At 72.4% G+C, this 13,669-nt stretch carries 11 protein-coding genes and 2 tRNA genes; 4 read left to right on the top strand and 9 right to left on the bottom strand.

The window, feature by feature from the left end:
* Window positions 1-119: 119 nt before the first annotated feature.
* The 4 genes from ACWCYO_RS37930 to ACWCYO_RS37915 form a co-directional block, all read right to left on the bottom strand.
* Window positions 120-782 carry an ATP-dependent Clp protease proteolytic subunit gene (locus tag ACWCYO_RS37930; protein ID WP_030283759.1) on the bottom strand — a complete coding sequence of 221 codons (663 nt, stop codon included), beginning with the start codon at window positions 780-782 and terminating at the stop codon, window positions 120-122.
* A gap of 56 nt (window positions 783-838) precedes the next feature.
* Window positions 839-1,456, bottom strand: coding sequence for an ATP-dependent Clp protease proteolytic subunit (locus tag ACWCYO_RS37925; protein ID WP_270151256.1), 618 nt, complete (start codon window positions 1,454-1,456; stop codon window positions 839-841).
* A 282-nt stretch (window positions 1,457-1,738) separates the two neighbouring features.
* Window positions 1,739-3,127, bottom strand: coding sequence for a trigger factor (gene tig, locus ACWCYO_RS37920; RefSeq protein WP_270146970.1), 1,389 nt, complete (start codon window positions 3,125-3,127; stop codon window positions 1,739-1,741).
* A gap of 295 nt (window positions 3,128-3,422) precedes the next feature.
* Window positions 3,423-3,496, bottom strand: a tRNA-Pro gene (locus tag ACWCYO_RS37915).
* Between the two features lie 169 nt (window positions 3,497-3,665).
* On the opposite strand from ACWCYO_RS37915, the gene ACWCYO_RS37910 reads away from it, so the two are divergent.
* Window positions 3,666-3,736, top strand: a tRNA-Gly gene (locus ACWCYO_RS37910).
* Window positions 3,737-3,808: 72 nt separating this feature from the next.
* Here the strand turns inward: ACWCYO_RS37910 and ACWCYO_RS37905 are convergent.
* Complete coding sequence (locus ACWCYO_RS37905; protein WP_449786746.1) at window positions 3,809-4,348, bottom strand: DUF6197 family protein; 540 nt, start codon at window positions 4,346-4,348, stop codon at window positions 3,809-3,811.
* Window positions 4,349-4,538: 190 nt separating this feature from the next.
* On the opposite strand from ACWCYO_RS37905, the gene ACWCYO_RS37900 reads away from it, so the two are divergent.
* Window positions 4,539-5,333 (top strand): DUF6348 family protein, encoded by a 795-nt coding sequence (locus ACWCYO_RS37900; RefSeq protein ID WP_270146968.1) that lies wholly within the window; start codon window positions 4,539-4,541, stop codon window positions 5,331-5,333.
* A gap of 137 nt (window positions 5,334-5,470) precedes the next feature.
* Here the strand turns inward: ACWCYO_RS37900 and ACWCYO_RS37895 are convergent, their stop codons facing one another.
* The 4 genes from ACWCYO_RS37895 to ACWCYO_RS37880 all read right to left on the bottom strand — a co-directional run bounded on the left by ACWCYO_RS37895 (window position 5,471) and on the right by ACWCYO_RS37880 (window position 9,042).
* Window positions 5,471-5,668 (bottom strand): hypothetical protein, encoded by a 198-nt coding sequence (locus ACWCYO_RS37895; RefSeq protein ID WP_188304780.1) that lies wholly within the window; start codon window positions 5,666-5,668, stop codon window positions 5,471-5,473.
* Window positions 5,669-6,386: 718 nt separating this feature from the next.
* Window positions 6,387-7,613, bottom strand: coding sequence for a PP2C family protein-serine/threonine phosphatase (locus ACWCYO_RS37890; RefSeq protein WP_449786745.1), 1,227 nt, complete (start codon window positions 7,611-7,613; stop codon window positions 6,387-6,389).
* A gap of 298 nt (window positions 7,614-7,911) precedes the next feature.
* Window positions 7,912-8,397, bottom strand: coding sequence for a ribose-5-phosphate isomerase (locus tag ACWCYO_RS37885; protein ID WP_270146966.1), 486 nt, complete (start codon window positions 8,395-8,397; stop codon window positions 7,912-7,914).
* Between the two features lie 45 nt (window positions 8,398-8,442).
* Entirely contained in the window at window positions 8,443-9,042 is a 600-nt protein-coding gene (locus ACWCYO_RS37880) for a biotin transporter BioY (RefSeq protein WP_449786744.1), read from the bottom strand.
* 269 nt (window positions 9,043-9,311) lie between these two features.
* Between ACWCYO_RS37880 and ACWCYO_RS37875 the strand changes: the two genes are divergently transcribed.
* Window positions 9,312-10,724, top strand: a complete 1,413-nt coding sequence (locus ACWCYO_RS37875; RefSeq protein WP_270146964.1) for an amino acid permease — start codon at window positions 9,312-9,314, stop codon at window positions 10,722-10,724.
* Window positions 10,725-10,944: 220 nt separating this feature from the next.
* On the top strand, window positions 10,945-13,536 hold the full coding sequence (gene pepN, locus ACWCYO_RS37870; protein WP_449786743.1) for an aminopeptidase N: 2,592 nt from the start codon (window positions 10,945-10,947) through the stop codon (window positions 13,534-13,536).
* Window positions 13,537-13,669 lie beyond the last annotated feature (133 nt).

Genomic DNA, 13,669 nt, shown 5'->3' with positions numbered 1-13,669 from the left:
TGGTACCCCGATCGGCAGGGGGGCGTCGTCGGACTTGGTGAGCCTCTTCGCGAGTCGGGCTTGCAGGTCCAGGCCGCTGTCGGTCGTGGCGAGGCCGCCCCGCCCCGTCGGTGCCGGCCTCAGGAGGTCAGCGAGGTCTTGCGGGTGGAGATGATCTGGTCGACCAGGCCGTACTCGACGGCCTCCTCGGCGGTCAGGATCTTGTCGCGCTCGATGTCGTCGCGCACCTGCTCAACCGACTTGTTGGAGTGCTTGGAGAGCATCTCCTCCAGCTGCTCGCGCATCCGGAAGATCTCCTTGGCCTGGATCTCCAGGTCGGACACCTGACCGCGGCCGGTCTCGGTGTACGGCTGGTGGATCAGGATGCGGGCGTTCGGCAGGGCCATCCGCTTGCCGGGGGTGCCGGCGGCGAGCAGCACGGCCGCGGCGGAGGCCGCCTGGCCCATGCAGACCGTGGTGATGTCCGGCTTGACGTACTGCATGGTGTCGTAGATGGCCGTCAGGGCCGTGAACGAGCCGCCGGGCGAGTTGATGTACATCTGGATCTCGCGGTCCGGGTCCATCGACTCCAGGCACAGCAGCTGCGCCATGATGTCGTTCGCCGAGACGTCGTCGACCTGCGAGCCGAGGAAGATGATGCGCTCCTCGAACAGCTTGGCGTACGGGTCGTACTCGCGGATGCCCTGCGTGGTGCGCTCGACGAAGCGCGGGACGATGTAGCGGCCCTCGGCGCGCATGTCCTCGACGCGGGCCTTGGCGGCCGACAGGCTGGGGATGTTCATGGGGGTTCTTGTCCTCCGGGGCGTTGTGGCTGTGGTCTCGTGGGCCGGGCCGAGGCTCAGGCGCCCGTGCCGCCGCCGCCGGGGACGTCCGCGGCGCTGTGCATGATCGCGTCGATGAGGCCGTACTCCTGGGCCTCCTCCGGGGTGAACCAGCGGTCGCGGTCGGAGTCCCGGGTGATCTGCTCGAACGACTGGCCGCTGTGGAAGGCGATCAGCTCGGACATCCGCTTCTTGGTGCGGAGCAGCTGCTCGGCCTGGATGCGGATGTCGGTGGCGGAGCCGCCGAGGCCGGCGGAGGGCTGGTGCATCAGGATGTTGGCGTTCGGCAGCGAGAAGCGCTTGCCCTTGGCGCCGGCGGTCAGCAGGAACTGGCCCATCGAGGCGGCCATGCCCATCGCGATGGTGACGACGTCGTTCTTGATGTACTGCATGGTGTCGTAGATCGCCATGCCCGCCGAGATCGAGCCACCCGGGGAGTTGATGTAGAGGAAGATGTCCTTCTCGGGGTCCGCGGCCAGCAGCAGCAGCTGCGCGGTGATCTTGTTGGCGATGTCGTCGTCGACCTGCTGGCCGAGGAAGATGATCCGCTCGTTGAGCAGCCGGTTGTAGACCTGGTCGCCAAGGCCGCCGAGCACGTCACCAGCGGCGGCGTGCGGCGCCATCGGGCCAGGCATCTGCATCTGCGGGAACGTCACTTAGCCACCTGCTCAGTCGATTTGGAGGGCCGCTCGACGGCTCTCACGGTGTCGCACAGCTTCCGGGTATCACGTCGTGATTGTTGCTGTCCAAGGACCCTAACGCGCAGGCCCGGCCGCAGAATCCCTCACGCAGAACTGTTCGCTGTGAGCGCAGGGTCGCACGGTCGCGCGGTCGCCCGCGCGCCGGGACGACAGCGGGCCCGGACACCGTAAACGGCGTCCGGGCCCGCTGCGTCGCCTCAGGGGCTACCGGGGCACTCAGGCCTCGGTGCTCTCCTCGGCAGCGGCCTCGGCGGAGGCGTCGACGGTCTCGGCCGTCTCGTCCTCGTCGTCGAAGTTGATCTCGTTGCCCTCGGTGTCGACGACCTTGGCGGCCTCGACCACGGTGGCCAGCGCCTTGCCGCGGGCGACCTCGCCGACCAGCAGCGGAACCTGGCCGCCCTGGACGACCTGCTGGGCGAACTGGTCCGGGGTGAGGCCGGAGCCGGCGGCGCGGCGGATGAGGTGCTCGGTGAGCTCCTCCTGGTTTACGCCCAGCTCCTCGTTGGCGACGATCTGGTCCAGGACGAACTGGGTCTTGATGCCCTTCTTCGCCTGCTCCTCGATCTCCGCGTCCCACTCCTCGCGGGTCTTGCCCTGGGTCTCCAGGTAGGTGTCGAGGTTCAGGCCCATCGGCTCGAGCTGGTGGTGCTCGACGTTGTGCTTGCGGGTCTCGATCTCGTCCTTGAGGAGCTTCTCGGGGTACTCGATCTCAACCAGCGCGAGCAGGGCGTCGAGGACCTTCTCCTGGGCCTGGGTGGCCTGGTCGTACTCCTTCATGCGCTCGAGGCGCTTGCGGGAGTCGGCGCGCAGGTCCTCCAGGGTGTCGAACTCGCTGGCCAGCTGGGCGAACTCGTCGTCCAGCTCCGGCAGCTCCTTCTCCTGGACGGCCGTGACGGTGACGGTGACCTCGGAGGTCTTGCCGGCCTGGGTGCCACCCTTGAGCTCGGTCTCGAAGGTCTTCTCCTCGCCGGCGGACAGGCCGGTCACGGCCTCGTCGATGCCGTCGATGAGGCGGCCCGAGCCGATCTCGTAGCTGACGCCGTTGGCGGTGCCGTCCTCCGGCACCTCACCGTCGACCTTGGCGACGAGGTCGACGACCACGATGTCACCGGCGGCCGCGGCGCGCTCGACGTCCTTGACCGAGGAGAAGCGCTCGCGCAGCTGCTCCAGCGACTTCTCGACGTCCTCGTCGGAGACGGCGATCGGGTCGACCGTCACCTCGATGGAGGAGAACTCCGGCAGGGTGATCTCGGGGCGGACGTCCACCTCGGCGGTGAACTTCAGGTCGCCACCGTCGGCGATCTTCTCGACACCCTCGATGTTGGTGATGTCGGGCTGGCCGAGGACCTCGATCTTGCCCTCGTCGACGGCCTGCGTGTAGAAGCGCGGCAGGGCGTCGTTGACGGCCTCCTCCAGCACGGCACCACGGCCGAAGCGCTGGTCGATGACGCGAGCCGGGATCTTGCCCTTGCGGAAGCCCGGAACCGTGACCTGCTGGTTGATCTTCTTGTACGCCGCGTCGAGGCTGGGCTTGAGCTCCTCGAAGGGCACCTCGACGGTGAGTCGAACCCGGGTCGGGTTCAGAGTCTCGACGGCGCTCTTCACGGTTAGGTCTCCTATGGGCTTGCGGTCAGGTTGCCTCCGCCCGCCCCGCACGCCCGGCCGGAGCCGGTACGGATGGGTCGGGCGAGACGGGCGATGGGCGGTTGGAGCTGCATCTCCCGTGTGGGTGGACGGTGAGCTTGACTCCTCGCCCTCGTGCGGTTGACCTGGGTGGACGCCACAGGGACTACCGCCAGCGCCCCATCCTACCGGTACCACGAAAGGCGGACGCCAGACGCCACCGTACCGCCCCAACAGAACAGGGCCCCGCCCCGGTGGGCGAGACCCTGCCGCACTGTCGGGGTGACCGGATTCGAACCGACGGCCTTCCGCTCCCAAAGCGGACGCGCTACCAAACTGCGCCACACCCCGTGGTGCCGAGAGGAAGCGTACACGCCGGGCCTGCACGGCTCGCCGACTTATTCGGGGCAGGGCGGAAGAGGGGGCGCGGGGAACGCCCGCGGAATGCGGTGTGCACGGGAGCGGCCGGACCAGGTACGCTGTCTCCCGAACTTCCGGCCGGAGACGGCTGGGGGGTCGCGCGGGCGTAGCTCAATGGTAGAGCCCTAGTCTTCCAAACTAGTCACGCGAGTTCGATTCTCGTCGCCCGCTCCGAAGTCCGGCCCCGGTGTGCCCAGCACACCGGGGCCGTCGGCGTTCCCGGGGCCGTCGGCCGCCGCGGCCTCAGAGCCCGAGCCGGGCGGCCCGGGCGGCGGCCCGGTCGAGCAGCTGGTGCACGTCACCCTCCCGGGTGGTGGGGCGGTCGTTGAACTCGTCCGGGGAGCGCGCCGGGCGGCCGGTGGCGTGCAGCACCTCCATCAGCTGGACCCGGGCGGTGCGCACGGTCACCGGGGTGCCGTAGCCGTGCGCCAGGACGGCGGCCTGGGCGCCGAGCAGGCAGACCCGGCCGGCGCCGTCCCACATCGCGCCCTGCAGCCAGCCGAAGGCGCCGATGTAGCGGGAGGCGAGCCGCAGGTGGTCGGCGGCGGTGACCGGGACGGGCCGGGCGGGGCGGCGCAGCGCCCGGTCGAGCAGGGTGGAGCGGGGCTCCGGGTGGCCGGCGTTCCAGGGGGTCAGGGTGCTCCCGTACCGGCAGACGTACGGCCCGGGGGCGCGTGCGGGGGCGGGCAGGGTGGCCAGGTAGGCCTCGATCTCGGCGACCAGGCCGGAGCCGTCCGGAAGGACCGGGTGCGGCGGAGGGGACGTCAGGTCGGTGCGGGGCATGCGGGCTCTCCAGGCGGGCGGCCTTCAGGTTCCGCTCCCCAAAGTGGGGCATTCAGGACATTTTCGCGACCGGAGATTCGAGGCGCTCACGCGGTTTCCCGCATGGCGGTCGGGCCGATAGCCTCGGCGGCGTTCGAGCGCAGTTCGAGCGCGACCTCACGCGCCGCGCTCCCGAGGTGGAGGAGTCCCGGTGCGTCCGCAGGAGCGACTGGCCGTCATACAGCGCTGCGTGATCGAGGAGATGGCGCGGCTGGGCCAGGTGTTCCTTACGGACGGCGAGGTGGTGCGCGGACCGGGCACCACGGCGGTGGCGGTGCGCGAGCACCCCGGGGACGACGGCGGCGCCGGGCACGTGGACCTCGGCTTCGTGCTGCAGCTGGGCCGGGCGGACGCACCGGTGGTGTGGGACTGCGCGGCGGGCCTCGGCAAGACCGAGGAGGAGAAGCTCGCGAACGCGGTGAAGATGTGGGCGACCACCACCGCCTCGGTGCTGGTCGAGCTGGCGGACGGCCGCGGCATCCACGCCGACCGCCCGGACCTGCCCGAACTCCCGGGCTGGCGGGCGGTGCAGGGGCCGGCGGCGGTGTTCGGCTTCGGCAACGAGCACCTGGCGGCCTGGCTCGCCGAGCACCGGGTGCTGCCCGCGCTGGCGCCCGCGCTGCGCCGGGAGCTGACCGGGCCGGGGCCGGTCGGGGTGAAGCTCTTCCTCGGCGGGAAGGCGGGCGACGACGTCGCCGAGGTCCGGGTGGGCGGCGAGGTGTCGGAGGCGGCCTCCGCGGCGCTGCGCGCGCTGGACTGGCCGCGCGGCGAACGGCTGTGCTGGGCGCGGTTGTTCGTGCTGCTGACGGCGGAGCGGGCAGCACCGCTCGCGGCCGCGCCGGCGGGTGCCGCGGCACCCGTGCCGGTACGTGCTCCGGCCCCGGCGGCGGCACGCCCCCGGGGTCTGTTCGCTCGCTGGCGGGAGGCCAGGCGGGCCGGCCGGTAGCCGCAGCTATTCGCCCGCTCGCCTCCGGGACGCTCTGACCCGACGCCGACGGTCGGCGCTCCCTCGCTTCTCCCTTTCGGCACCGGCGCGCACCTTCGACTCGGGGCGTGCGGGGCCGGCCGTCGGCCCCGGCCCGGTCAGCCGCCGGTGATGCTGGAGATGCTGTGCGCCAGGTTGGCGAGCAGGGAGTTGATGGAGGTCGCCATCGTGGTCTCGTGCAGCATGAAGCCGAACAGGGCGGCGACGATCGCGTGCGGGATCTTCAGCTGCTTGTTCCGGATGAAGATGATGCACAGGATCGCGAACAGGACCAGCGCGGAGACGGAGAGTGCCACCCGGACTCACTTCCTCGTTTCATAGCGTGGCGCCGCCGCCCGGCGGCACCTGCGAAGCCGGACCCCGGCTTGTCCGACGGTCCCGAGGCGGAATCGCGGACCGTCCGGCGCAGCGCCGGCGAGGGGGCCCGCGCCGACCGGCTGCCTGTCGTGCCGCACGTGTCGCCCCCAATCCCCCGAATCCTGAACAGTCCCGCCCGGACTCAGTGTGGTCGACCGTGCCGATTGCGTAAAGGTCTGACAGTCAGCCCAACGCCGACATCCTGCGGTGCGGGACGAGTTTCCGCCGACCGGGACGATAGCGGAGCCGGTCTGACGAATCGTCGGCGGGGCGGTGCTGAGCGGCCGGGAAACGCCCGGGAGCGGGTAACGGAAGCCGCTGATCCGGTCAGCCGACGGGGCGTCCGATATGGCCGAAGATCAGCTGCCAGGCTTGACAGCGGCTGCCGGCGGCATGTGCCCATCGGGGGATCCCGCCCCGAGCCGAAGGGGCGCGCCGGTGCCGAAAGGGAGAAGCGAGGGAGCGACGAAGGAGCGAGGGAGCGCCGACCGTCGGCGCCGGGTCCGGAGCGGCCCGGAGGCGAGCGGGCGAACTGCCGCCCCGAGCCGAAGGGGCGCGCCGGTGCCGAAAGGGAGAAGCGAGGGAGCGACGCAGGAACGAGGGAGCGCCGACCGTCGGCGCCGGGTCCGGAGCGCCCCGGAGGCGAGCGGGCGAATATCAGTCGCGCCAGAGCAGCAGGACCGCCCGGTCGTCGTTGATGTCCCGGGCCACCGTCTCGATCAGGGCGGACGCCGCGCCCGCGCCGCTGCCCGGTGCGCCGCCGGGGACCAGCCGGTCGGCCTCCCCCATCAGCCGGTCCATGCCCTCGGCGAGGTCGCGGCCGGGCGCCTCGACCATGCCGTCGGTGCACAGCATCAGCACGTCGCCCCGGTTCAGCCGGCCGCGCACGCCCTCGAACTTGGCGCCGTCGTAGATGCCGAGCAGCGGGCCCTCGGCCTCCTTGACCTCCCAGCGCCCGGCGCCGGCCAGGCGCTGCATGCCGGGCAGGTGCCCGGCCGAGAGCAGTTCGTACTCGCCGGTGTCCAGGTCCAGCACCAGGTGGACGGCGGTGGCGAAGCCCTCCTCCCAGGACTGGCGCAGCAGGTAGCCGTTGGCGGCGGGCAGGAAGTCGTGCGCGGGCAGCGAGCCGACCAGGCCGCCGAAGGCGCCGGACAGCAGCAGCGCCCGGGAGCCCGCGTCCATGCCCTTGCCGGAGACGTCCGCGAGGACCACCTCCAGCAGCCGCTGGCCGGGGCCGGTGCGGGCGGCCACCACGAAGTCGCCGGAGAAGGACTGGCCGCCGGCCGGGCGCAGTGCCATGTCCGCGTGCCAGCCGGCCGGCAGCTCGGGCACCCGGCTCTGCACCCGCAGCCGCTCGCGCAGGTCGAACAGCATGGTGGAGCCGCCCCACCAGGGGACCCCGACCCGGGCCCGGAACTGGGCCAGCAGCAGGCCGCCCACCCCGGCGGCGCCGACCACCAGGGCCGCGCCGGGGGTCACGCCATAGACGTAGGCCTCGGGGTTCTCGCTGGCGACCCGCTGGCCGGTGTGGATCACGGACTCGGCGGACAGCCCGAGGGCGGCCAGCGCGTAGAGCACCACCAGGCTGCCGGGGCGCAGCAGCAGCGCACCGGCCAGGATCGGCAGGACCAGGGCGGTGGGCGGGGCCCAGTCCGGGATCCAGATGTTGAGCAGGATCATCACCGGGACGAGCAGGGCCAGTGCGCAGAGCACCGGCCAGTCGGCGGCGCCGCCGCGGAAGTAGTCGACCCCGGCCGTGCGCAGCCTTCGGCGGACCCGGCGGAGCCTCCTGCGCAGCCGGGCCGTCACGGGCTCGGACGCCGGGGCGGCGCCGGGCCTCGTCGCAGTCGTCTGGGGCGGTGCGCCCGGCGGTCTGCCAGCCATGGGGACCGACCCTATCCACGGGTGCGGCCCGGCGTCGACGGGCCGGGGGCGGGCGGCGGTGCGGGTGCGCGGGCCGCTCAGCGGGTTTCGGCCGATCGGGGCGTTGGTGGGCGTGCCGTCAGGAGGCGTGCGGCGGTTGGGCGTACGGAGCCCGGGGGCGGCGCGTGCGCCCCGCGTGCGGGGGTGTGGGCGCGCCGGGGCCTGTGGCCGATCCCACAGGTGGCGCGCGGGCCGCGAACGGCGACGGCCGGCCGCACGGGAGGGTGCGGCCGGCCGTCGGTGACGGGTGGGTGGGGGATCAGCCCTGCGGGTGGTGGGCCGGGATCGGCGGGAGCTCGCCGGTGGTCTCGTACTCGCTCAGCATCTCGATCCGGCGGGTGTGCCGGGCCTCGCCGCTGTAGGGGGTGTTGAGGAAGACCTCGACGAACTTGGTGGCCTCGTCCTCGGTGTGCATGCGGCCGCCGATGGAGATCACGTTGGCGTTGTTGTGCTGACGGCCGAGCTCGGCGGTCTGCACGCTCCAGGCCAGCGCGGCGCGGACGCCCTTGACCTTGTTGGCGGCGATCGCCTCGCCGTTGCCCGAGCCGCCGATCACGATGCCCAGGGCGTCCTCGTCGGCGGCGGTGCGCTCGGCGGCGCGCAGGCAGAACGGCGGGTAGTCGTCCTCGGCGTCGTAGATGTGCGGCCCGCAGTCGACCGGCTCGTGGCCGGCCCCCTTCAGCCACTCCACCAGGTGGTTCTTCAGTTCGTATCCGGCATGGTCGGAGCCCAGGTACACGCGCATGCCCATGAGTGTGGCATGCGCGCGCGCCCGGGCCCGACAACGGGGTCAGCGCTTTCCGAGCAGCTTCCAGGCGAGCGGCAGGGCGCCGGCGGCGAAGGCGGCCTTGAGCGCGTCGCCGACCAGGTACGGGTAGAGGCCCAGCTCGGCGGCGCGGGCCAGCGACACGTGCAGGCTGAGGGCCAGGTACGGGACGCCGACCGCGTAGATGGCCAGACTGCCGAGGACCATGGTGACGGCGGTGTTCACCGGGGTGCGGTCGGCGCCGCGGCGGGCCAGCGCGCCGGTCAGGGCGGCGGCCAGGACGAAGCCGAGCACGTAGCCGAGCGAGGGCATGGCCCAGCCGGAGGTGCCCTCGGCGAACCAGGGCAGGCCCGCCATGCCGGCCAGCAGGTAGAGCGCCAGCGAGGCGACCCCGCGGCGGGCGCCGAGCGCGGTGCCGACCAGCAGGGCGGCGAAGGTCTGGCCGGTGACCGGCACCGGCGAGCCGGGGACGTTCACCGACAGCTGGGCGGCCACGCCGGTCAGCGCGGCGCCGCCGGCCACCAGGGCCAGGTCGCGGGCCTGGGCGCCGAGGCGGGTGGCGGCGGTGGGCAGCAGGTCGGCGAGGACGGCGCGGCGCGCTATCGGGGTGGTGGCAGTGGCCATCGGGGCTCCTCCGTGAGGGTCCAGGTGAGTGAACACCTGTGAACCTACGTGGTGATCCACTGCGCCGCCGCCACGGTTTCGAACAAAGCCCCGCCCACGGGCGTTGTCGGAACCGGCTCCACGCGACGATCCGTCAATCCACCGTCGCGTACCGTCACCGCCCGGTCCGCATGCTGGGCCCGAGACGGACATCGTTGGCATGAACCGTGGGCTCCCCGGATATTGGACAGCTCATGCCACATTCCGCACAGCAGTCTGGATCCAGCCCTATGGCCCCCACCTCCGCGCCCTCGGCGCCCGGGACCACCGACACCGCCCAAGCGGCGTCCGGTGGCCAGCAGCTCAGCCACGGGCTCAAGCAGCGACACCTCTCGATGATCGCCCTCGGCGGCGTCATCGGCGCGGGCCTGTTCGTGGGCTCCGGCGCCGGCATCGCGGCCGCCGGTCCGGCGATCATCCTCGCCTTCACCCTGTCCGGCCTGCTGGTCATGCTGATCATGCGGATGCTCGGCGAGATGTCCGCCGCCCGCCCGGCCTCCGGCTCCTTCTCGGTGCACGCCGAGAAGGAGATCGGCCCCTGGGCCGGGATCACGGCCGGCTGGATGTACTGGGTGATGCTCTGCTGCGGCGTCGCCGCCGAGGCCACCGCCGCCGGGAAGATCGTCAACGGCTGGATACCCGGGGTCTCCTCCTGGGTCTGGGTCGGCCTGTTCATGGTCTTCTTCTGTGCCAGCAACCTGACCGCGGTGAAGAACTTCGGCGAGTTCGAGTTCTGGTTCGCCACCGTCAAGGTCGCCGCGATCGTCGCCTTCCTGGTCCTCGGCGGGCTCGGCATCGCCGGTGTGATCGGCTCCGGCGCCCCCGGCACCGGCAACCTCACCGGCCAGGGCGGCTTCCTGCCCAACGGCGTCAGCGGACTGATCGTCGGCCTGCTCGCCTCGGTCTTCGCGTACGGCGGCCTGGAGACGGTGACCATCGCCGCGGCCGAGTCCGACGACCCCAAGAAGAACGTCGCCAACGCGGTGCGCACGGCGGTGTGGCGGATCGCGATCTTCTACATCGGCTCGATGGCCCTGGTGGTCACCCTGGTCTCCTGGAAGGACCCGGCGGTCGTCGCCGACGGCCCGTACGTCACGGTGCTGCGCCACCTCGGGGTGCCCGGGGCCGGGACGATCATGGAGGTGGTGGTGCTGGTCGCGCTGCTGTCCGCGATGAACGCCAACATCTACGGCGCCTCCCGGATGGCGTACTCGCTGGTCGGCCGCGGCCAGGGCCCCAAGGCGCTGGCCAGGGTCAGCGGCGGGGTGCCGCGCCGGGCCGTGCTGGCCTCCTGCCTGTTCGGCTTCGGCGCCGTGCTGGCCGGCATCTTCTGGCCGAGCACCGTGTTCACCTGGCTGATGAACACCACCGGCGTCGCGATCCTGGTGGTGTGGCTGTTCATCTGCATCGTCCAGCTGCGGATGCGCCGCCGGCTGGAGCGCGAGGCGCCCGAGCTGCTCACCGTGAAGATGTGGGGCTACCCCTACCTGACCTGGATCGCCATGGCGGCGGTGGCCGGCATCCTCGCCCTGATGACCACCACCGAGGGCAACCGCCAGCAGCTGTACGCGGCCGGGGTGCTGGTCGCGCTGCTGGTCGTGGCCGGCCTGCTCAAGCAGCGCCGGGACGCGGCCGCGGGCTGAGCCCCGGACACGCACGGAAGGGTCCGGTACCTCGTCGGTACCGGACCCTTCCGCACGCCCGCCGGGACGCTGTCCGAAAGGACGGGCGCGGCGGCCTGTGCAATGGTACTGGCCTGGGCGGGCGTGAAAGGATGCCCCTGCGTGCGCGACGCACACCGCGCGCGGAACCCGCACCACCCACACGCGCACCACCGTGCGAGCCGGACAAAGGAGTACCGCCGTGCCGGGCAAGAACCTGAGCCGCGAGGAAGCACAGCAGCGAGCCGGCATCCTGGCCGTCGACGGCTACCTGGTCCGGCTGGACGTGACCTCCGCCCCCGATCCGGCGGCCGCCACCTTCCGCTCCACCACCACGATCACCTTCCGCTGCTCCCGGCCCGGCGCCGACACCTTCCTCGACCTGCTCGCCCCCGCCGTCCGCTCGATCACCCTCAACGGGCGCTCCCTGGACCCGGCCACCGCCTACGACGGCGCCCGGGTGCACGTCGACGGCCTGGCCGCCGAGAACGTCCTCACCGTCGAGGCCGACTGCGCCTACAGCCGCACCGGCGAGGGCCTGCACCGCTTCGTCGACCCGGCGGACGGCGAGACCTACCTGTACACCCACTACGAGCCGGCCGACGCCCGCCGGGTGTTCGCGAACTTCGAACAGCCCGACCTGAAGGCGCCGTTCGGCTTCACGGTGACCGCCCCGGCGGCCTGGGACGTGCGCTCCAACGCCGTCCACCGGAGCGTCAGCACCGAAGGCGACGCCCGCACCTGGGAGTTCGCGCCGACCAAGCCGATCTCCACCTACCTCACCGCCGTGGTGGCCGGCCCGTACCACGTCGTCGACGACCACTACAGCCGCGAACTCGCCGACGGCAGCACCCTGGAGATCCCGCTCGCCGCGCTGTGCCGCCGGTCGCTGGCCCCGTACTTCGACGCGGAGGAGATCCTCGGCGTCACCAAGCTCGGACTCGACTTCTTCCACGAGGCGTTCGACTACCCGTACCCCTTCGGCAAGTACGACCAGGCCTTTGTGCCCGAGTACAACATCGGCGCGATGGAGAACCCGGGCTGCGTGACCTTCAAGGAGGAGTTCGTCTTCCGCTCGAAGGTCACCGACGCCGCCTACGAGTCCCGCGCGAACGTCGTGCTGCACGAGATGGCGCACATGTGGTTCGGCGACCTGGTCACCCCGCGCTGGTGGGACGACCTGTGGCTGAAGGAGTCCTTCGCCGACTTCATGGGCTCCTACGGCCTGATCGGCGCCCGCACCCGGTACTCCTCCGCCTGGGTCACCTTCGCCAACCAGCGCAAGGCCTGGGCCTACCGGCAGGACCAGTTCCCCACCACCCACCCGATCACCGCCGACATCCGCGACCTCGAGGACGCCAAGCTCAACTTCGACGGGATCACCTACGCCAAGGGCGCCTCCGTCCTCAAGCAGCTGGTCGCGTACGTCGGTTCGGAGGCCTTCTTCGAGGGCGCCCGCCGCTACTTCAAGCGGCACGCCTTCGGCAACACCGAACTGGGCGACCTGCTGGGCGTGCTGGAGGAGACCAGCGGGCGCGACCTGAAGAGCTGGGCCGCCGCCTGGCTGCAGACCGCCGGGGTCAACGCGCTCACCCCGCAGCTCACCACCGACGCCGAGGGCCGGATCACCGAGCTGGCGGTCCTCCAGGACACTGCGGACGATCCCGCGACTCCGTCGCGTGGTGTCCTGCGCCCGCACCGGATCGCGGTCGGCCTCTACGACCGGGACGCCGACGGCGCGCTGCTGTGCACGGACCGGATCGAGCTGGACGTCACCGGCGCCCGCACCGTCGTCGCCGAGGCCGTCGGCCGTCGGCGCCCGGACCTGGTCCTGCTCAACGACGAGGACCTGACCTACTGCAAGATCCGCTTCGACGCCGACTCGCTGGAGACCCTGCGCGCCGGCCTCGGCGACATCCGCGACGAACTGGCCCGGGCGCTCGCCTGGTCCGCCGTCTGGAACCTCACCCGGGACGGCCTGATGCCGGCCCGCGACTACGTCGCCCTGGTGCTGCGCTTCGCCGGCCAGGAGGGCAACATCGGCGTGCTGCAGTCGCTGCACACCCAGGCCAAGACCGCCGTCGACCTGTACGCCGCCCCCGAGTGGCGCGCCGAGGGCGCCCGGAAGCTCGCCGACGGCGCCCTGCACGAGCTGCGCGCCGCCGTCCCCGGCAGCGACCACCAGCTCGCCTGGGCCCGCTTCCTGGCCCAGACCGCGGGCGGCGCCGAGCACCTCGGCCTGGTCCGCGGCCTGCTGTCCGGCAGCGCCCGGATCGACGGCCTGGAGGTCGACCAGGAGCTGCGCTGGTCGCTGTGGCTGGCGCTGGCCTCCGCCGGACAGGCCACCGACGACGAACTGGCCGGCGAGCTGGCCGCCGACAACACCGCGGGCGGCAAGCGCCAGTACACCCAGTGCCTGGCCGCCCGGCCCACCCCGGAGGCCAAGGCCGCCGCCTGGTCCGCCGTGATCGACTCCGACGAGCTGCCGAGCGCCCTGGTCGAGGCCAACAGCGCGGGCTTCGCGATCCCCGCCCAGCGCGACCTGACCTCCCTCTACGCGGCGCCGTACTTCAAGCTGCTGGAGAAGGTCTGGGCCGAGCGGACCATCGAGATCGCGATGCGGATCGTCGGCGGCTTCTTCCCGATCGCCCAGACCGACGAGCACACCCTGGCCGAGGCGGACGCCTGGCTGGACGGCCACCCGCAGGCCGCGCCGGCGCTGCGCCGCCTGGTGCTGGAGCGCCGGGACGACCTGGCCCGCGCCCTGCGGGCACAGGCCTGCGACCGGGCCTGACCGGCTGTGGGAGGGGGGGGGCCCCGCCCGGGGGGGGGGCCCCCCGCCGACTGGGGGCGCCGGCGGGGAGTGGGGGGGGGGCCGCTCCGGGGGGGGGGGCCACGGCGCTCGGGAGGGGGAGCTCGACGGCAGC

This window comes from Kitasatospora sp. NPDC001683 (assembly GCF_053596495.1).
The sequence above is the reverse complement of the archived record's forward strand: the minus strand, read 5'-3'. Positions and strand labels throughout refer to the sequence as shown.